We start from the raw sequence: 18,536 nt of genomic DNA, 5'->3' as shown, positions 1-18,536 counted from the left end.
GCTTTGCTTAGCAAGTGTTGTCGCCCTGCTGTCACCGTCCTGGTTGAAAACAGATAATTAGGCGTAACGTGCTGATTTATATGGCGCACCAGGCGGGATTCGAACCCACGACCCCTGCCTTCGGAGGGCAGTACTCTATCCAGCTGAGCTACTGGTGCGGCGCGGGCGCAATCATACGCATCTCGCCGGCGATCGTCCATGGCGCTTCGGCGGCTGGGGTGCGCAAAGCGCATTCGAGCGCCGCCGCGGCCTACGCTTATCAGGCAAGCCTATGAAGCGTTAGTTTTTTTGAACATGGTGTTGCCTGGAATCGGTAGCCGGCCCTAGCATGTGTTTGAGATTTCAAACGCATCGCTCCACGCCTGGAACCCGGTGGTCGCTTCCTGTTCTACGGATGTCGAGGGATGCACAGTGCGGCTCGTCCGCTATCTACCGGCCAGACGGCCTTGTCCATTTCCCGGCGCCGCGCGCCGGCTCGAAGGAGACTGCCATGCAACTCAAAGACACTTGGCTGTTCCGCCAGCAGGCTTATATCGACGGAGCCTGGCAGGACGCGGACAGCGGCCAGACCATCAAGGTCAACAACCCGGCCAGCAACGAGATTCTCGGCACCGTGCCGAAGATGGGTGGCGCTGAGACCCGACGTGCCATCGAGGCGGCCGAGCGCGCGCTGCCGGCCTGGCGTGACCTGACGGCCAAGGAGCGTTCGCAGAAGCTGCGCCGCTGGTTCGAGCTGATGATGGAGAACCAGGACGACTTGGGTCGGCTGATGACGCTGGAGCAGGGCAAGCCGCTGGCTGAATCCAAGGGTGAGATTGCCTATGCCGCGTCGTTCATCGAGTGGTTCGCCGAGGAAGCCAAGCGCGTCTATGGCGACACGATTCCGGGGCACCAGAAAGACAAGCGGATCATCGTCATCAAACAGCCGATCGGTGTCACGGCGGCCATCACGCCGTGGAACTTTCCGGCGGCGATGATCACCCGTAAGGCCGCGCCGGCACTCGCGGCGGGTTGCACCATGGTGGTCAAGCCGGCCAGCCAGACTCCATTCTCTGCCTTGGCGTTGGCCGAACTGGCCGAGCGTGCCGGCATTCCCAAGGGCGTGTTCAGTGTCATCACCGGCTCGGCCGGCGACATCGGCAACGAGCTGACCGCCAACCCGACCGTGCGCAAGATCAGCTTCACCGGCTCCACCGAAGTGGGCGCCAAGCTCATGGCTCAGTGCGCGCCAGGGATCAAGAAGGTGTCGCTGGAGCTGGGCGGCAACGCGCCGTTCCTGGTCTTCGATGACGCCGACCTGGACGAGGCGGTCAAGGGTGCCATGCAGTCCAAGTACCGCAATGCCGGGCAGACCTGTGTTTGCGTCAACCGTATCTATGTTCAGGAGGGTGTGTACGACGCTTTCGCCGAGAAATTCCAGGCGGCAGTGGCGAAGCTGAAGGTCGGCAATGGCCTCGATGAAGGCGTCGACATCGGTCCGTTGATCGATGAACGGGCGGCCGCCAAGGTCAAGGAACACATCGAGGATGCCGTCGCCAGCGGCGCCCAGGTGGTTACCGGAGGCAAGGCGCACAGCCTCGGCGGTAGCTATTTCGAGCCGACGCTGATGGTCAATGTGCCGCATGACGCCAAGGTGGCCAAGGAAGAGACCTTCGGCCCGCTGGCGCCACTGTTCTGCTTCAAGGACGAGGCCGAAGGCATCGCGCTGGCCAACGACACCGAGTTCGGGCTGGCGGCGTACTTCTATGCGCGTGACCTGGGCCGGGTCTTCCGAGTAGCCGAGGCGATCGAGTCGGGAATGGTCGGCGTCAACACCGGCATGATTTCCACCGAGGTGGCGCCGTTCGGCGGGGTGAAGTCCTCCGGCCTGGGGCGTGAAGGGTCGAAGTACGGCATCGAGGATTACCTGGAGATCAAGTACCTCTGCCTGGGGCTGTAAGCCACGCGGCATCACGAGGAGCCAGTGCCTGTCTTGGGGCTGGCTCCTTTTTGTTTATGGCTCGCTATCCCGTTCGCCAATGAACCCTCTGGTCGTTGAGCCTATAAAGCCGCTGTGGTGTCGTCTACGGGTCGCCTTGGCGTGGCGATACCGGCTGGCGCACCGATCTGGCGCGAAAACAGCCGAAAAGCGACGCCCGGTGTATTTGGGTGAGGTGGTGGCGCTTGCCAGTCGAGAGGATTGTTGCCAGTCTCTCGACATGCAGAAATGAGTCGACTATTCTGCTGTGCGAAACTTGATTCCGTGAAATAACAAATCCAATCATCATTTTCACAAGCGGAGGCCTGCCATGACAGACGTCGTACGGCTCGAACTTCAGGGCGAAGTTGCTCTTATCACGGTCAACAACCCACCGGTCAACGCGCTCGGCCAGGCCGTGCGCGAAGGTCTGCTCCAGGCCTTTCAGAGCGCCGAGGCGGACCCGCAGATTCGCGCCATGGTGCTGGTCTGCGAGGGCAGTACCTTTATCGCCGGTGCTGACATCAAGGAGTTCGGCAAGCCGCCACAGGCACCGAGCCTGCCGGAGGTGATCGAGGTCATTGAAGGCAGCAGCAAGCCGAGCGTCGCCGTCATTCATGGCACCGCCTTGGGCGGCGGATTGGAAGTCGCGCTGGGCTGCCATTACCGCATCGCCCGCAAGGATTCCAAGGTCGGGCTGCCTGAAGTGAAGCTGGGCTTGTTGCCCGGCGCCGGTGGCACGCAGCGCTTGCCGCGTCTGGCCGGCGTCGAGAAGGCGCTGGACATGATCGTCAGTGGCACGCCGATCAGTGCTGCCGAGGCGGTTGAGCACAGCATCGTCGATGAGCTTTTCGAGGGTGATCTGCGCGAAAGCGGCCTGGCCTATACCCGCCGTATGGTCGAAGAAGGCCGCGCACCGCGTCGCACCGGCGAGCAGACCCGCGGTTTGGAGAATGCCGATAATGAGGCGCTGATCCGCGCCAAGCATGCCGAAGTCGCCAAACGTATGCCTGGGCTGTTCTCGCCGCTGCGTTGTATCGCGGCGGTCGAGGCGGCAACCAAGCTGCCGCTGGCCGAAGGTCTCAAGCGTGAGCGTGAGCTGTTCGCCGAGTGCCTGAACTCGCCACAGCGGGGTGCGTTGGTTCATTCATTCTTCGCCGAGCGCCAGGCCGGCAAGATCAATGACCTGCCGTCCGATGTGAAGCCACGCCCGATCAAGACCGCCGCGGTGATCGGTGGCGGCACTATGGGCGTCGGCATCGCCCTGAGCTTCGCCAATGCAGGCGTGCCGGTGAAGCTGTTGGAACTCAATGACGAGGCGCTGCAGCGCGGCTTGCAGCGCGCCCGTGATACCTACGCCGCCAGCGTCAAGCGCGGCAGCCTGACCGAGGAGGTGATGGAAGCGCGCCTCAAGCTGGTCGAAGGCGTCACTGACTACGCTGCACTGGCAGACGTGGACGTGGTGGTCGAAGCCGTGTTCGAGGAAATGGGCGTCAAGCAGCAGGTGTTCGAACAGCTGGACGCCGTGTGCAAGCCAGGCGCAATTCTCGCCTCCAACACCTCGTCGCTGGATTTGAACGCCATCGCCGCCTTCACCAAGCGCCCGGAAGACGTGGTCGGCCTGCATTTCTTCAGCCCGGCCAACGTCATGCGCCTGCTCGAAGTGGTGCGCGGTGAAAAGACCAGCGATGAAGTGCTCGCCACCGCCATGGCCATCGGCAAGCAGCTGAAAAAGGTCTCGGTGGTGGTCGGTGTGTGCGACGGCTTCGTCGGCAACCGCATGGTTTTCCAGTACGGACGCGAGGCGGAATTCCTGCTGGAAGAGGGCGCCACGCCACAACAGGTCGACGGTGCGCTGCGCAACTTCGGCATGGCCATGGGGCCGTTCGCCATGCGCGACCTGTCCGGCCTCGACATCGGCCAGGCGATCCGCAAGCGCCAGCGCGCGACGCTGCCGGCACATCTGGATTTCCCCACCGTATCCGACAAGCTCTGCGCCGCCGGCATGCTCGGGCAGAAGACCGGTGCCGGTTACTACCGCTACGAGCCGGGCAACCGCACGCCGCTGGAGAACCCTGAATTGGCGCCTATGCTCGAAGCGGCGTCGCAGGAGAAGGGCATCGAGCGAAAGGCGCTGGACGAGCAGTACATCGTCGAGCGCTGCATCTTTGCGCTGGTCAACGAGGGCGCGAAGATCCTCGAAGAAGGCATCGCCCAGCGTTCCAGCGATATCGACGTGATCTACCTGAGCGGTTACGGCTTCCCGGCCTTCCGCGGCGGGCCGATGTTCTATGCCGACAGCGTCGGGCTGGACACCGTGCTGGCGCGGGTCAAGGAACTGCACGCATGTTGCGGCGACTGGTGGAAGCCAGCGCCGCTGCTGGAAAAACTGGCCGCCGAAGGCCGCACCTTTACCGAATGGCAGGCTGGGCAATGAGCGCGACCCGCCTGCAATCCGAACGCACCATGAGGACCTTCCCATGAACGTCAACTACACGGCCGAAGAGCTCGCCTTCCGCGATGAAGTGCGCGCCTTCCTGACAAACGAGCTGCCCGCGGACATCGCCGCCAAGGTCAAGCTCGGCAAGCACATGTCCAAACAGGACCATGAGCGCTGGCAGCAGATTCTGGTCAAGCGTGGCTGGTACGCACCGGGCTGGCCGGTGGAGCTGGGCGGCACCACTTGGGGCCCGGTGGAAAAGCATATCTTCGACGAAGAATGCGCTGCCTTTGGTGCGCCGCGTAGCGTGCCCTTCGGCGTCAACATGGTTGCGCCGGTGATCATCAAGTTCGGCACCCAGCAGCAGAAGGACTATTACCTGCCGCGCATTCTTTCCGGCGAAGATTGGTGGTGCCAGGGCTATTCCGAGCCGGGCGCCGGTTCCGACCTGGCGAGTCTGAAGACCCGCGCCGTGCGCGACGGTGATCACTACGTGGTCAACGGCCAGAAGACCTGGACCACCCTCGGGCAGCACGCCAACATGATCTTCTGCCTGGTGCGCACCGATCCTGAAGCCCAGCAGCAGCGCGGCATCAGCTTCCTGTTGATCGACATGAGCACGCCGGGCATCAGCGTGCGGCCGATCATCACCCTCGACGGCGACCACGAGGTCAACGAAGTTTTCTTCGACAACGTCCGGGTGCCGGTGGAAAACCTCGTCGGCGAGGAAAACCAGGGCTGGACCTGCGCCAAGTACCTGCTGACCCACGAGCGCACCGGCCTCGCCGGTATCGGCGCCTCGAAGGCGGCGCTGGCGCATCTGAAGCGCATCGCCATGAAGGAAGTTTGCGACGGCAAGTCGATGCTGGAAGACCCGCTGTTCCGCGCCCAGGTTGCGGAAGTCGAGATGCAGCTGATGGCCATTGAAATGAGCACGCTGCGCACTCTTGCCGCGGCGAAGGAGGGCGGCGTGCCGGGAGCGGAGTCCTCGATCCTCAAGGTCAAGGGCACCGAGATCCGCCAGGCCATCACCAGCCTGCTGCGCAAGGTCATCGGCCCTTATGCGTTGCCGTTCCTCGATGAAGAACTGCAGCTGGACTATGAAGGCGAGCTGCTGCACGCCGACTACAGCGCGTCGCTGGCTGGCGACTACTTCAACATGCGCAAGCTGTCGATTTTCGGCGGCTCCAACGAAATCCAGAAGAACATCGTCTCGAAGATGATTCTCGAGCTGTAAGGGGGCACCGCAATGGACTTCAAACTGACTGAAGAGCAGCAAATGCTGCAAGATACCGCGGCGCGTCTGGTGCGCGACGCCTACCCGTTCGAGCAGCGCGAGAAATTCAGCGAGTCGGAACTGGGCTTCTCCGCCGAGTTCTGGGGCCAGCTGGGAGAGCTGGGCCTGACCGCCGTGCCGTTTGCCGAGGAGATCGGCGGCTTTGGCGGCGGCGGTGTGGAAACCATGTTGGTGATGACCGAGCTGGGCCGTGGCCTGACGCTGGAGCCCTATCTGCAATCGGTTATATTTGGCGGCGGATTGTTCAACCAGCTGGGCAGCGACGCGCAGAAAGAGGATCTGCTGCCGCAGGTGGCGGCCGGCTCGCTGCAATTGGCGGTGGCGCTCGACGAGGCGCAGAGTCATTACAACCTCAACGATGTACAGACCAAGGCTGAAGCGGTGGACGGCGGTTATCGCCTGTCCGGACGCAAGGCCGTGGTGATCGGCGGGCACAGCGCCGGGCAGATCATCGTCTCCGCGCGTACCGCAGGCGATAGCCGCGACGAAACCGGTATCAGCCTGTTCCTCGTCGATCCGAACGCCCAAGGCGTGAGCCGCCGCGTCTACCCGACCATCGACGGGCGCAAGGGCTGCGAGCTGTTCCTAGACAACGTGCAGCTAGGCGCAGATGCGGCGCTCGGCGAAATCGGCAATACGCTCCCGGCGCTGCGTTACCAGCAGGGCCGCGCCATCGCTGCTCAGTGTGCCGACGCCTTGGGCAGCATGGACGAAGCCTGCAAGCTGACCCTCGACTACCTGAAGACGCGCAAGCAGTTCGGCGTGCCGATCGGCAAGTTCCAAGTGCTGCAGCACCGCATGGTGGACATGCAGACCGAGCTGGAGCAGGCCACCAGCATGGCGATCCTCGCGGCGACCTTTGCCGACGGCGAAGACAACGACGAGCGCAGCCGCATCATCGCCGCCGCCAAGTACATCTGCGCCCGCGCCGCCCGCAAGGTGGCAGAGGAAGCCATCCAGCTGCATGGCGGCATCGGCATGACCTGGGAATACAACCTCGCCCACCACGCCAAGCGCCTGGTGATGATCGCCCACCAGTTCGGTGATGATGATCATCATCTGAAGGCCTATGCGAACTTGATGCAGGTGGCGTGATCGTTTGATCGCAGCACAGCAACCGGGCCTATGGCCCGGTTTTGCTTTCTAGGTATGCTTTTGTCGGGCGGGCCGGGCGGCGTTCGCTTCAGCATTGGCGGTGGGCTGAAGCCCACCCTGCGGCGAAGAAAGAAAGCTCCCGCCGGCCAGCTTGTACCCCTATGCCAACCTCGCTGTGGTCAGTGCATCAGGCTGGTCTTGCTGGCATTGCTCCAGCTTCGGCAGCAGATAATTCGACCAGAGCGTTGGCGCGAAGGCTCGGCGGAAGAAGCCGAAGTGACCGATGCGATCCGCGCCGACTTCACCTGGGGCGATGCGGTGCATGCTCTTCGGCGCGCGGGTATAGAAGCCATGCAGCGATTCCGTATTGCGCGCCGACATCATTTCGTCATCAGTGAAGGAGAGCGAGGTCATCGGCGTCTGCACGGATGCGAAGGCGCGTTGCATCGACTCGCCTTCGACGCCGACCAGATACTCGGGATGCAGGCACCAGCGACGCCATTGGCGGATGACCCCGGCCGGCAGATCGCCGACCGCGCCGATGCGTCCGCCGGGAAAGTAGCCGAACAGAGACGTTAGCAGCGGGGCCAGCCCATGCCAGAGCAACCATGCCTGGCGTCTGATCTGTGGACTGTTTTCGCGCCAGTAGCCGCTGCCCGCGGCGATGGTGACGATGCGGGTGAGCCGCTCGTGACCTTTGACTAGCGGCAAGATCTGCGCGCCGACGCTGTGCCCAATCCAATACAACGGTAGCTCTCCGGCCGCTTCCGCGACCTTTGCCAGCACGGCACTGCAATCGTGGCGGGCCCAGTCGAGGATATCTACATCGAGCTGGCGTAAAGGAATATGACGTGACTGGCCCATGCCGAGATAGTCGAAGGTCACCACCAGAAATCCGCGCTCGGCGAGCCAACTGGCGAAATGGCCGTAAAAATCTTGTTTCACAGCCATAGCCGGGGCGATCAGCACGGCGCCGCGTGGTGTGCCAGCGGGCTTGTACCAGCAGCTAGCGAGCTGATGGCCGTTACCGTTGTCGATCGAGAGTGCTTCAGCCTGTATCGTCGCCATGCCTGTTCTCCGGTCTTTTTATATTGCCTGGATCGGTGCAGTATACGAGCAGTAGAATTTAATTCTAGAAAAGTATTCTATTCGGAGGCCGGATGGCCCGCAGTAGCCGCAAGCAAGACATTCTTCAGGCCGCGCTTGCCTGTTTTACCGAATACGGGGTTGAAGCCACCACGATCGAGATGATCCGTGACCGTTCTGGCGCCAGCATTGGCAGCCTGTACCACCATTTCGGCAATCGCGAGCGGATCATCGCTGCGCTCTATTTGGAAGGCATTGGCGAATACGCCACGTTGCTGGAGGCCGGATTGATCGAGACGCTGGATGCCGAAGCCTGCGTCAAGCTGTTCGTCACTAGCTATATCGATTGGGTGGTGGCGAACCCGGACTGGGCGCGCTTCGTGCTGCATAACCGTGGCCGGGTCGAGGCGGGGGAGATGGGCGAGCGGCTGAAGGAGGTCAATCGAACCCACGGAGAGCGTGTCGCTGCGATTCTGCGCCGCCATCGCGACAGCGGCGCGTTTCGCCGCATGCCTGGGGACTGCTTTTTAGCGGTGGTGATCGGGCCCTGTCACGACATGGCGCGCAACTGGCTGGCGGGGCGCTCGCGTACACCGCTGGCCGATTGCCGCGAGCTGCTGGCCGAGATCGCCTGGGCGAGCGTCAAAGCCCAGTAACCAAGGCTTAGATTAGACGCCGAGACTCTCGATGTCCCGGGCGAGCATTTCCAGCTGGTGCGCCAGCGAGCCCCGGAGGGTTTCTTCACTGAGCTGGAACGACGGCGCCCCGCAGGTTAGCGCCATGATGCTGCCATCGGCCAGGCGAAGCGGCACGCCGGCGGCCTTCACGTTGCGATCCCAATCACCAAGTGACAGGCAAAAGCCGTGCTGACTGAACTCATCGAAAGACTCTTCTAGCGACCGTTTCATCGTCGGCCAGTCGTCGCCGTATTTGGTTTCCAACGCGGCCATCAGGTGCTCGCGCTCCTTTTCCGGAGTGGCGGCCAGAAAGGCACGGCCAGCGGCGGTGGTAGCCAGTGGCAGACGCACACCCACATCCATGCGCAGCGTCGATACTTCGGCGGGGCGGCAGTTCTCCACGTAGATCATCGATAGCCGATCGCGGCAGGTCAGGCCGACGGAGGTATTGGTGCGACGAGCGAACTCGTCCATGTACGGTTTGGCCAGCTGGCGCACGCGCAGGTTGGAAACGTAGGCATAACCCAGCGCCAGCACGCCGGAGTCGAGCTGATATTTCTCGAGCTGCTGCGAGTAGCTGAGGTAGCCGAGCTTGGTCAAGGTGTAGGTCATACGCGACACCGTAGGCTTCGGTAACCCGGTGATGCGTGCGATATCCTGATTGCCCATCACCACCGAGCCATGGGTGAAGGCGCGCAGTACATCCAGCCCGCGAGATAAGGCCTCGACGAATTTGCGGTCCTTTGGGTTCTCGATGTCTTCAGCGTCGCTCATGGTGATATCGGTCTGTCTGGTAATGGGGCAGCGGGGGCGAACGATAGCAGATCGCCCTGATGGCAGGCAGTGCGGCTACGGGGCACCCTTAGGCTTGGCATCGCCTGCATTGCTGTGAAGATTTATTCCATGGTAGCTGAAAAAAACGATCCTGCATTCCGCACAGTAAAACTATAATTCGATTTTTGAAGAGTGGCGCACCGATAAGGTAAGTATCAGCGGGCTATTAAGGTCACTGCTCGTTATTCGTAACCCGCAATGATGGCCGGACGGCAACGCTCAAAGATGGCATCGCAACGGCGCCGCTTCGGCTATATAAGCTGATTGATCGCGGGGTGTCAGGCGACGAACGGCGAATCCATGAATGCTTGCTCCAGGCCTGCTCTTGCCGGGGTTTGCGCCCAAAGCGGCCGGCAAGGAAAAGTCACGCCATGCTTGTTGCTAGGGGGGCTTTCTGATATAAAGCAGCGCTCTTTTCTAGGGGCCCGGTTTCTTCGCTTGCCGCGTAGCCGGTAAGACCCCAACGAAACGTGGCGCTGAGCGCCAAAAAGACAATTGAATTCAAGCGGCCAACCCATGCCGGGTTGGGCATGTGGTTTTAGAGGGCTGAGGCATGTCGAGAGTCTGTCAAGTTACCGGTAAGGGTCCGGTAACCGGGAACAACATTTCCCACGCGAACAACAAAACCCGTCGTCGTTTTCTGCCGAACCTGCAGCATCATCGCTTCTGGGTCGAGTCCGAAAACCGCTTCGTACGTCTGCGCCTGACCGCCAAGGGCATGCGCGTTATCGACAAGCGCGGCATCGACGCCGTTCTGGCTGAAATCCGCGCTCGCGGCGAAAAGGTTTAAGGAGAACTATCATGCGTGACCTGATCCGTTTGGTGTCCAGCGCCGGTACCGGCCACTTCTACACCACCGACAAGAACAAGCGCACCACCCCCGACAAGATCGAAATCAAGAAGTACGATCCTGTCGTGCGTAAGCACGTGATCTACAAGGAAGCCAAGATCAAGTAATTGATCGGCCCTTGAAGAAAAACCCGCCAATTGGCGGGTTTTTTCGTTTCTGGCTGCGACCGTTCTGCCAGCTGTTGTTGCGGGGTCGACTCGATGCGCTCGAAGCTGACGAAAGCGTAATGTGTGGTTGGCAAAGGAGCATTCGAAAAGTTCTGCGGTGCGGCGAGATCACTGGCTCCGGTCCGCGCCGACGGTACAGGTTGACGGCTATGCTGTACGCAACGTTATTCACATAGCTGGTTTGGCGAAGCCATGTTTTAAAAAACGAACATTAAAAGGCGTAAATTAGGCATTTCGTAAAAAATATTGATAGCCCTGGCGCTGCTGGTTTAGGGTGCCTTTCTGATTATTGACCAATACCAGAGGACGCCCCATGACCACCCTGACTCTCGCCGATTGGCAACAGCGTGCCCGCGACCTGCGCATCGAAGGTCGTGCCTTCATTCAGGGCGAATACACGGCATCCAGCGCAGCGGCCAGCTTCGATTGCATCAGTCCGGTCGATGGGCGTGTGTTGGCGCAAGTGGCGAGCTGCGACGAAGCTGATGCCGACCGCGCCGTGATCAGCGCGCGCATGGCCTTCGAGTCGGGCGTCTGGTCGCGGCTGGCGCCGGCCAAGCGCAAGGCGGTCATGATCCGCTTCGCCAATCTCCTCCAAGCCAACGCCGAAGAGCTGGCGTTGCTGGAAACCCTGGACATGGGCAAGCCCATCGGCGATTCGCTGAGCATCGATATCCCCGGGGCGGCCAATGCGTTGCGCTGGTCGGGTGAGGCTATCGACAAGATCTACGACGAAGTAGCGGCGACTCCGCATGATCAGCTGGGCTTGGTCACCCGTGAGCCGGTCGGTGTGGTGGCGGCCATCGTGCCATGGAACTTCCCGCTGATGATGGCGTGCTGGAAGCTCGGTCCGGCGTTGTCCACCGGCAACTCGGTGATACTCAAACCGTCCGAGAAATCGCCACTGAGTGCGATCCGTGTGGCGCAACTGGCCATCGAAGCGGGCATTCCGCCGGGGGTGCTCAATGTGCTGCCGGGTTACGGACACACCGTGGGCAAAGCGCTGGCGCTGCATATGGACGTCGATACGCTGGTATTCACCGGCTCCACGCGGGTCGCCAAGCAGCTGATGATCTACGCTGGCGAATCCAACATGAAGCGGGTCTGGTTGGAAGCGGGCGGCAAGAGCCCGAACATCGTCTTCGCCGACGCGCCCGATCTCGAAGCTGCAGCCCGCTCGGCTGCCAGCGCCATCGCCTTCAACCAGGGGGAGGTCTGCACGGCCGGCTCGCGTCTGTTGGTGGAAAGCGCGGTGAAGGAGCGCTTCCTGCCGCTGGTGGTCGAGGCGCTGAAGGGCTGGAAGCCAGGTAATCCGCTGGACCCGGCGACCAATGTCGGAGCCCTGGTTGACACGCAGCAGCTGGATACCGTGCTCGGCTACATCGAAGCCGGCCGCAACGATGGCGCTCAGGTGCTTATCGGTGGCCAGCGGACACTGCAAGACACTGGCGGCCTTTACGTCGAGCCGACTATTTTCGATGGTGTCAGCAATGCAATGAAGATCGCCCGGGAGGAAATCTTCGGCCCGGTATTGTCGGTGATTACGTTCGACACGGCGGCAGAGGCCGTCGCGATCGCCAACGACACCCCGTACGGCCTTGCAGCGGCGGTGTGGACTGCCGATTTGTCCAAGGCCCATCTGACCGCCAAGGCGCTGCGGGCCGGCAGCGTCTGGGTCAATCAGTACGACGGCGGCGACATGACCGCGCCGTTCGGCGGCTTCAAGCAATCCGGCAACGGTCGCGACAAGTCACTGCATGCCTTCGACAAATACACCGAGCTGAAGGCAACCTGGATAAAGCTTTGAAGGGACAGCGGCAAGTCAAACCTGAAAGGTGTCGTCGACGGTCAGCTTGTGCGCCGAGCGGCTACCGGTGCGGCTGATCCCAAAAAGGGGTTAGCCGAGTTCAGCAATGCCGGCCAGACGACGCGGAGGCCTGCGAGCTTCAGCAGCGACGTCGGCGCTGCTCCGGCTCGAATTCGCGACAAGCGGTCGGCGCGCTGCGCGAATTCGTCAGTGTCGCCGAGGGCGTTTGGCAACCCGCTGCGTAGCACAGATTGGCGCTGTCATCGCTGCTCGGAATTCCAGATTTCTTGCAGTTGCGTCGCCAGTTGCAGGGGGTCGAATGGTTTCTGCAGTAGCTTGCGTACACCGAGCCGCTGCAGCTCGCCTGCATCGGCGGGTTCGTTCGGCTGTCCGGTCAGCAGCACTACCGGCGTCTGCCGTAGATCAATCTGCAGCGAGAGCTGACGCAGTAATTCGATGCCGCCCATCTGCGGCAGCATTACATCCAGCAGAATCATGTCAGGTGCGAAGCGCTGGGCCTGTTCCAGCGCTTCCAGGCCAGACGCGCAGCTGAGCACCTGGAAGCCACCAAGCTTCTCCAGGGCGATCCGCGTTACCACTCGAATGGACGGGACGTCTTCGACATGAAGGATCCGCTGCAATGGCTTCATGGCTGAGCCTCATGTAACGGATAGCAGGGCAGCTCGAACCAGAAACAGGCGCCTGCGCCAGGGGCCGAATCGAAACCGATCTGTCCGTCCATATGCTCGATCAACTCCTTGCTGATGGCCAGGCCAAGGCCGGTACCGCCTTGCTGGCGCGTATCCGAAGCGTCCGCCTGCGCAAACTTGCTGAATATCCGTTCGCGGAAGGTATCGGCAATCCCCGGCCCCTTGTCGCGAATGCTGACGCGGACTTTATGGGCATCGACCGTTTCGGCCCACAGCTCGACGGTCTCGCCAGGCGGCGAGTATTTGGCTGCGTTGGATAGCAGATTGCTCAATACTTGCTCCAGCCGCATCGTATCGACTCTGATCGACACCGAGGGGCAGCTGATCAGCTCGGTGGTGACCGAATAACTCTCGGCGTAACCCTGGTTGCTGCGCAGGGCCTGCTCCAGCAGAGGTTGCAGTGGCTGCAGCTGCAGCTCGAAACGCATCTTGCCAGCCGAGAGTTTGTCTATATCCAGCAGGTCATCGATCAGCGCGCTCAAGCGCTTGCTGTTCTGATGGGCAATATCCAGCAGCTCCTGCAGGTGCTCCGGTACTTCGCCGATCACCTCGCCGCAGATCAGCCCGAGCGAGGCGGTGATGGAGGTCAGCGGTGTGCGCAACTCATGGCTGACGGTGGAGACGAAATCCCGTTGCAGCGTCTCGATCTGCTTGCGCTCGGTGATGTCGTGCAGCACCACCACGGCACCGTTCTGCTGGCCGTTGGAGGCATACATCGGATCGGCATTGGCTGAGACGTGGCGGATCATGCCCTGGTTGACGATGGTCAGCTCCAGGTTGCGGATGCGCTCGCCACGCAAGGCACGCGTCAGCGGGACTTCCTCATAGGCCATCGGCGTCACACCGTCGGTCTGGCAGAGGTGATAGGCGGCCGGCCACTGTTCCGGCGTAAGGCGCTGCGCGTCGACGCCATGCCAGAGCCGGGCGGTGTGGTTGAACAGGGTGAGCTGGCCTTCCGAGTCGCAGGCGACGACAGCTTCGGACAGGGCTTCGAGCAGGCGTCGGTTCATTTCCTGCTGCTTGTCCAGTTCCAGCTGCTCGGCCTTGCGGTCGGTGATGTCGGTGACCAGCCCGTGCCAGAGTACCGACCCGTCCGCCTGACGCATCGGCGTGGCGCGTGCCTCGACCCATATCAAGCCCTTGCGGGGGTGATCGATACGGTGCTCGAAGTACCAGGGTGTGAGTGTCGAGGCGGCCTTGCCGATGCTTGTCAGCACGGGCTCGCGATCACAAGGATGAATGCGGTCGAAGACCGGGCCGATGCCTGGCGTCATCTCGGCCGCACTCAGCCCGTAGATATCCTCGACCCCCTCGCTAAGGTACGGGAAGGAGCTGGTTCCGTCGGGTCGCCAGCAGAACTGGAACAACATGCCGGGAACCTGTGCCGCGATCTGTTGCAGACGCAGCTGCAAGCGCTCCTGATGGGCCAGGTCATAGGCGCTGATAATGTAACCGCGCAGCAGCTCGCGTTCGTCGTGAATTGCCGACACATTCAGCAGTACCGGCACGCTCTCTCCGGTGCGGTGCAGCAGACGCCACTCGCGCATCTCGCGGCGACCTTCGAGCAATGGTGCGGTGAGCACGGCGAATCCCGGCTCGATGATCTCGCCCAGTTCGTCGCTGAGGATGCTCGCGCGACGGGCGAGGGCGTCCGGCGGAAACAATATCGAGGTCAGCGATTGATCGACCAGCATCTGCTCGGAATAGCCGAACAGGCGTTCGGCGGTCGGGTTGACGCCCGATATCCGCCCGTCGGCGGTGGTCAGCAGCATCGCGCTGCCGGCGCTGTTGATCAGGGCCTGCTGCAGCGCCGCCTGCTCGGCGTAGCGGTGGCCCTGCAGGCGCTCTTCGAACAGCCGCATGATCTGTCGGCTCAGATTCGCCAGGGCGTCGCGCTGCGCATCGCTGAGCTGGCGCGGCTGATGATCGATTACGCAGAGCGTGCCGAGGTTGTAGCCATCCGGCGAAGTCAGTGGCGTGCCGGCATAGAAGCGGATGCGAGGGGCGCCAGTCACCAGCGGATTTTGCTGAAAACGCTGATCCTGTTGTGCGTCGTTGACCTCGAAAATGCCCTGGCCTTCGATGGTATGGGTGCAGAACGAGATCTCCCGCGGGGTTTCGCTGACATCGAGGCCGAAGCGGCTCTTGAACCACTGGCGGTGATCATCAACCAGCGAGATCAGCGCAATCGGGGTGTCGCAGATATACGACGCCAGCTGAGTGAAGTCATCGAAGGCGGACTCGTCCGGTGTATCGAGGATTTCGTAGCGCAGCAGGGCGGCGAGCCGGGACAATTCGCGGGGAGGAGGGGAAGGCGCCGGCATCGATTTCGATGACTCCATCTGCTGACTGTCTCGTTGAGGTGGGGACGGCGGCTTAGGCGTCGCCGGCTTCCCAGATTGCTTGGATCCGGCTGGCCAGACGCATCGGATCGAACGGTTTGATGATCACGTCGCGTGCGCCGAGTTTGCGCAGATTTTCGAGCTCGCCGGGCTGAGCCTTGGCGGTCATGAAGACCACCGGCACCTGCGCCAGGTCGACCTGTTCGCCGAGCCGGGCGAGGGTTTCCGTACCGCCCATGCCCGGCATCATCACATCGAGCAGGATAAACTGCGGTGCGAACCATTCAACCTCTCCCAGTGCCTGCAGGCCGGACGAGCAGGACAGCACTTGATAACCTCCGATCGCTTCCAGCGCTACTTTGACGACCGCCTGGATGGACGGGTCGTCCTCGACATGCAGAATCCGTTTCAGCTCGGTCATGCGGGACCTCCGGCAGTGCTCCGGCACTTGAACAGCAGTTTGCCAGTTTGATGGTCGGCTGGCGCATTGCTCGGAAAAAAATTGCTTGGCGGGCACCAGCGCCCGGGGTTGCCAAGGTCGGCTGGCGATTCTGCGCTCCATTACCCTGGCGCGGGCGAGACGCCGTGCCATTTGGATCTGACGCTGAACAGAGGCAACTCCAATCAGCTTAGGCGTTTCGCTCAGCGTCTGCCGCCGGTCGGCTGGTCAGCATCGAAAACCATCCGCTGACGAACGCTGGCGAGCATGCGGCGAGCGCAGAGCTAGAGCGGCCCGCGACCAGGCGAGCGAGCGGTAAATTAGCCTGGTGCGCATCTGCGTACACCGGCGCCCATCGAAAAGTCGCGATGCTGCGACGGGCGGGCGCGCAATGTATCGTCAGGGGCAGATAATGGTCCGGCGCTGGCGCTGCCGGCCCGGGTTTTTCTTCGCTGCGAGGCTGCTACACATGTGGTACACCGGATTTCTCAACCTCTCGGCCTGGCAAGTGGTCGCGGCCACCTTGCTACTGACTCACGTGACGATTGTTGCGGTCACCGTTTATCTACATCGCTATTCCGCTCACCGTTCGCTTGAGCTGAATGCTGGGCTCAAACATTTCTTCCGTTTCTGGCTGTGGCTGACCACGGCGATGAACACCCGTGAATGGACGGCCATCCACCGCAAGCACCACGCTAAATGCGAAACGCCGGACGACCCGCATAGCCCGGTGCAGAAAGGGCTCGGCACGGTTCTGCGGCGCGGCGCCGAGCTGTACATGGAAGAAGCGAAGAACGAAGAAACCCTGCGCATCTATGGCAAAAACTGCCCGGATGACTGGATCGAGCGCAATCTGTATTCGCGCTTCCCCAATCTGGGTATCGTCCTGATGCTTGGCCTCGATCTGGCGCTGTTCGGTGTGATCGGCCTGACTGTCTGGGCGGTGCAGATGATCTGGATCCCGCTCTGGGCCGCCGGGGTGGTCAACGGGCTGGGACATGCCGTGGGTTATCGCAACTTCGAATGCCGGGATGCGGCGACCAACCTGGTGCCCTGGGGCATCCTCATTGGCGGCGAAGAGTTGCACAACAATCACCATACCTATCCGAACTCGGCCAAGCTGTCGGTGCGCAAGTGGGAGTTCGACATGGGCTGGGCCTGGATCAAGCTGTTCAGCCTGTTTGGCCTGGCGAAAGTGAATCGCACCGCGCCCATCGCCCACCGCGTCACGGCCAAGCGTCAGCTGGACATGGATAGCGCCATGGCGATTCTCAACAACCGCTTCCAGATCATGGCGCAGTACCGCAAGCTGGTGATCAAGCCGCTCGTGCGCCTGGAACTGGAGCGCGCCGATGCCTCGATGCGCCATCAGTTTCGCCGGGCCAAGCGGCTGCTGTCGCGTGAACCAAGCCTGCTGCAGGATGAGCAACAGGCGCGTATCGCGGTGATCCTGGAACAGAGCCAGTCGCTGCGCATCATTTACGAGCAGCGTCTGGCCTTGCAGCAGATATGGACCCGTACCAGCGCCAACGGCCATGACATGCTCGCCGCGATGAAACAATGGGTGCAGGAAGCCGAAGCCAGCGGTATCCAATCGCTGCGCGAGTTCGCCGAGCACCTGAGAACCTACTCGCTGAGGCCGGCCGTCGCCCACGCCTGACCTCCGATCGGCGCGTTTCACGATGGGCGCGCCGGCTGGAACTTTGCTCAGCCGGCGCTCTCTGAACTGCATTCTGGTGCTAACGCGACAGCAACCCCTAGTGGGCCTCCGCTGGTGCCGGCGCCATTTGGGAATGCAGGTATGAATGTGGTGAAGTCGCGAAGCGATACGGGGGTTGGCATTCTTCCCCCGACTGAGGCGCAAACCCTGTTGGCTCTCATGCACGCGCGCGGTGAGGTCGAGCGCCTGAGCGAGCGTGAACAGTTGTTCAGCACCCTGATGGGTGCGGTCAAGGCTGTGCTCTGGGCGTTTGATTGGAAGGCCCAGCAGATGATCTACGTCAGCCCGGCATACGAGCAGGTGTTTGGCCGCTCCGTCGCGTTGCTGCTGGCGGATTTCGGCGAATGGCGCAACAGCATCTACCCCGATGATCTGGAATACGCGCAGCGCAGCATGCTCGAGGTTCTGGACAAGGGCGCCGTCGAAGAGCGTGAGTACCGCATCATCCGTGCCGACGGGCAACTGCGCTGGCTCAGCGACAAGTGCTTCATCGCGGGCAGCGAGGATAGCTCGCGCGGGCCGATCATCGTCGGCATCGCCGAAGACATCACGGAAAAGAAGCAGCTCGAAGGTGAACTGCAGCGGCTGGCCACCACCGACGTGCTGACCCAGAGCAGCAACCGACGCTACTTCTTCGAATGCGCTCAGCGCGAGTTCGATCTGGCCCGGCAATACGCGAGTCCGCTGGCTTTTCAGCTGCTGGATATCGATGACTTCAAGCGAATCAACGACACCCATGGGCATCAGACGGGCGACCAGGTGCTGCAGCGCGTAGCCCAGTGCGGCTCATCGGTACTGCGTCGCGGCGATCTGTTCGGTCGCATTGGCGGTGAAGAATTCGCTTTGCTGCTACCCGGCTGCCAGCCTGACCTCGCTGAGCAGATCGCCGAACGGCTGCAGCGCGAGATTCAGCGACTGGTCTTCACCAGCCCAGACGGCCAGCGTTTCGGTGTCACCATCAGCCTCGGCGTGACCTATATCAGAGCCAGCGATCCGGATCTGAGCGCAATGTTCGCTCGTGCCGATGCGGCGATGTATACCGCCAAACGCCTGGGCAAGAATCAGGTGATCGTGTCCTGAGTGGCGCCTTGGGCTGGTACGGCGCCGCTCGCCGC

Annotated in this window: 15 protein-coding genes and 1 tRNA gene; 10 read left to right on the top strand and 6 right to left on the bottom strand. The window is 61.9% G+C overall.

The genetic code is table 11. From position 1 onward, the window contains the following. Positions 1–81: 81 nt before the first annotated feature. Positions 82–158, bottom strand: a tRNA-Arg gene (locus DQ405_RS01980). Positions 159–490: 332 nt separating this feature from the next. Between DQ405_RS01980 and gabD the strand changes: the two genes are divergently transcribed. The 4 genes from gabD (at position 491) to DQ405_RS01960 (ending at position 6,789) form a co-directional block, all read left to right on the top strand. Then, positions 491–1,939, top strand: a complete 1,449-nt coding sequence (gene gabD / locus DQ405_RS01975; protein WP_168422675.1) for an NADP-dependent succinate-semialdehyde dehydrogenase — start codon at positions 491–493, stop codon at positions 1,937–1,939. Positions 1,940–2,288: 349 nt separating this feature from the next. Beyond that, positions 2,289–4,394 (top strand): 3-hydroxyacyl-CoA dehydrogenase NAD-binding domain-containing protein, encoded by a 2,106-nt coding sequence (locus DQ405_RS01970; RefSeq protein ID WP_168422674.1) that lies wholly within the window; start codon positions 2,289–2,291, stop codon positions 4,392–4,394. Positions 4,395–4,437: 43 nt separating this feature from the next. Next, on the top strand, positions 4,438–5,634 hold the full coding sequence (locus tag DQ405_RS01965; protein ID WP_168422673.1) for an acyl-CoA dehydrogenase family protein: 1,197 nt from the start codon (positions 4,438–4,440) through the stop codon (positions 5,632–5,634). A gap of 12 nt (positions 5,635–5,646) precedes the next feature. Then, positions 5,647–6,789 carry an acyl-CoA dehydrogenase family protein gene (locus tag DQ405_RS01960; protein WP_168422672.1) on the top strand — a complete coding sequence of 381 codons (1,143 nt, stop codon included), beginning with the start codon at positions 5,647–5,649 and terminating at the stop codon, positions 6,787–6,789. 159 nt (positions 6,790–6,948) lie between these two features. Here the strand turns inward: DQ405_RS01960 and DQ405_RS01955 are convergent, their stop codons facing one another. After that, positions 6,949–7,857 carry an alpha/beta hydrolase family protein gene (locus DQ405_RS01955; RefSeq protein ID WP_168422671.1) on the bottom strand — a complete coding sequence of 303 codons (909 nt, stop codon included), beginning with the start codon at positions 7,855–7,857 and terminating at the stop codon, positions 6,949–6,951. Positions 7,858–7,949: 92 nt separating this feature from the next. Between DQ405_RS01955 and DQ405_RS01950 the strand changes: the two genes are divergently transcribed. After that, positions 7,950–8,531: a TetR/AcrR family transcriptional regulator gene (locus DQ405_RS01950; RefSeq protein WP_168422670.1), complete on the top strand. Its 582-nt coding sequence runs from the start codon at positions 7,950–7,952 to the stop codon at positions 8,529–8,531. Positions 8,532–8,543: 12 nt separating this feature from the next. Here the strand turns inward: DQ405_RS01950 and DQ405_RS01945 are convergent, their stop codons facing one another. Then, positions 8,544–9,326 (bottom strand): IclR family transcriptional regulator, encoded by a 783-nt coding sequence (locus DQ405_RS01945; protein WP_168422669.1) that lies wholly within the window; start codon positions 9,324–9,326, stop codon positions 8,544–8,546. 613 nt (positions 9,327–9,939) lie between these two features. Between DQ405_RS01945 and rpmB the strand changes: the two genes are divergently transcribed. From rpmB to DQ405_RS01930, 3 genes are all read left to right on the top strand, one after another. Beyond that, entirely contained in the window at positions 9,940–10,176 is a 237-nt protein-coding gene (gene rpmB, locus DQ405_RS01940; protein ID WP_025243688.1) for a 50S ribosomal protein L28, read from the top strand. A gap of 11 nt (positions 10,177–10,187) precedes the next feature. Continuing rightward, on the top strand, positions 10,188–10,343 hold the full coding sequence (rpmG, locus tag DQ405_RS01935; RefSeq protein ID WP_014854577.1) for a 50S ribosomal protein L33: 156 nt from the start codon (positions 10,188–10,190) through the stop codon (positions 10,341–10,343). 373 nt (positions 10,344–10,716) lie between these two features. Then, entirely contained in the window at positions 10,717–12,210 is a 1,494-nt protein-coding gene (locus DQ405_RS01930; protein WP_168422668.1) for an aldehyde dehydrogenase, read from the top strand. Between the two features lie 260 nt (positions 12,211–12,470). Here DQ405_RS01930 and DQ405_RS01925 read toward each other — a convergent pair whose 3' ends face one another. The 3 genes from DQ405_RS01925 to DQ405_RS01915 are packed head-to-tail and all read right to left on the bottom strand — an operon-like array spanning position 12,471 to position 15,683. Then, entirely contained in the window at positions 12,471–12,860 is a 390-nt protein-coding gene (locus DQ405_RS01925) for a response regulator (RefSeq protein ID WP_168422667.1), read from the bottom strand. Then, positions 12,857–15,262 carry a PAS domain S-box protein gene (locus tag DQ405_RS01920; RefSeq protein WP_168422666.1) on the bottom strand — a complete coding sequence of 802 codons (2,406 nt, stop codon included), beginning with the start codon at positions 15,260–15,262 and terminating at the stop codon, positions 12,857–12,859. Before DQ405_RS01920 ends, DQ405_RS01925 begins: the two co-directional genes overlap by 4 nt. Before the next feature lie 34 nt (positions 15,263–15,296). Then, entirely contained in the window at positions 15,297–15,683 is a 387-nt protein-coding gene (locus DQ405_RS01915; protein WP_168422665.1) for a response regulator, read from the bottom strand. Positions 15,684–16,170: 487 nt separating this feature from the next. On the opposite strand from DQ405_RS01915, the gene desA reads away from it, so the two are divergent. Further along, positions 16,171–17,361, top strand: a complete 1,191-nt coding sequence (gene desA, locus DQ405_RS01910; RefSeq protein ID WP_168422664.1) for a delta-9 fatty acid desaturase DesA — start codon at positions 16,171–16,173, stop codon at positions 17,359–17,361. Between the two features lie 141 nt (positions 17,362–17,502). Then, positions 17,503–18,501 carry a GGDEF domain-containing protein gene (locus DQ405_RS01905; RefSeq protein WP_168422663.1) on the top strand — a complete coding sequence of 333 codons (999 nt, stop codon included), beginning with the start codon at positions 17,503–17,505 and terminating at the stop codon, positions 18,499–18,501. Positions 18,502–18,536: the final 35 nt, after the last annotated feature.

Source organism: Pseudomonas sp. SST3, assembly GCF_003325755.1.
This window is presented reverse-complemented; position numbering and strand designations above follow the sequence as displayed.

Excerpts from the sequence above, each read along its gene's own strand:
- gabD (WP_168422675.1), top strand. The coding sequence starts at position 491 with ATGCAACTCAAAGACACTTGGCTGTTCCGCCAGCAGGCTTATATCGAC.
- DQ405_RS01970 (WP_168422674.1), top strand. The coding sequence starts at position 2,289 with ATGACAGACGTCGTACGGCTCGAACTTCAGGGCGAAGTTGCTCTTATC.
- DQ405_RS01965 (WP_168422673.1), top strand. The coding sequence starts at position 4,438 with ATGAACGTCAACTACACGGCCGAAGAGCTCGCCTTCCGCGATGAAGTG.
- DQ405_RS01960 (WP_168422672.1), top strand. The coding sequence starts at position 5,647 with ATGGACTTCAAACTGACTGAAGAGCAGCAAATGCTGCAAGATACCGCG.
- DQ405_RS01955 (WP_168422671.1), bottom strand. The coding sequence starts at position 7,857 with ATGGCGACGATACAGGCTGAAGCACTCTCGATCGACAACGGTAACGGC.
- DQ405_RS01950 (WP_168422670.1), top strand. The coding sequence starts at position 7,950 with ATGGCCCGCAGTAGCCGCAAGCAAGACATTCTTCAGGCCGCGCTTGCC.
- DQ405_RS01945 (WP_168422669.1), bottom strand. The coding sequence starts at position 9,326 with ATGAGCGACGCTGAAGACATCGAGAACCCAAAGGACCGCAAATTCGTC.
- rpmB (WP_025243688.1), top strand. The coding sequence starts at position 9,940 with ATGTCGAGAGTCTGTCAAGTTACCGGTAAGGGTCCGGTAACCGGGAAC.
- rpmG (WP_014854577.1), top strand. The coding sequence starts at position 10,188 with ATGCGTGACCTGATCCGTTTGGTGTCCAGCGCCGGTACCGGCCACTTC.
- DQ405_RS01930 (WP_168422668.1), top strand. The coding sequence starts at position 10,717 with ATGACCACCCTGACTCTCGCCGATTGGCAACAGCGTGCCCGCGACCTG.
- DQ405_RS01925 (WP_168422667.1), bottom strand. The coding sequence starts at position 12,860 with ATGAAGCCATTGCAGCGGATCCTTCATGTCGAAGACGTCCCGTCCATT.
- DQ405_RS01920 (WP_168422666.1), bottom strand. The coding sequence starts at position 15,262 with ATGGAGTCATCGAAATCGATGCCGGCGCCTTCCCCTCCTCCCCGCGAA.
- DQ405_RS01915 (WP_168422665.1), bottom strand. The coding sequence starts at position 15,683 with ATGACCGAGCTGAAACGGATTCTGCATGTCGAGGACGACCCGTCCATC.
- desA (WP_168422664.1), top strand. The coding sequence starts at position 16,171 with ATGTGGTACACCGGATTTCTCAACCTCTCGGCCTGGCAAGTGGTCGCG.
- DQ405_RS01905 (WP_168422663.1), top strand. The coding sequence starts at position 17,503 with ATGAATGTGGTGAAGTCGCGAAGCGATACGGGGGTTGGCATTCTTCCC.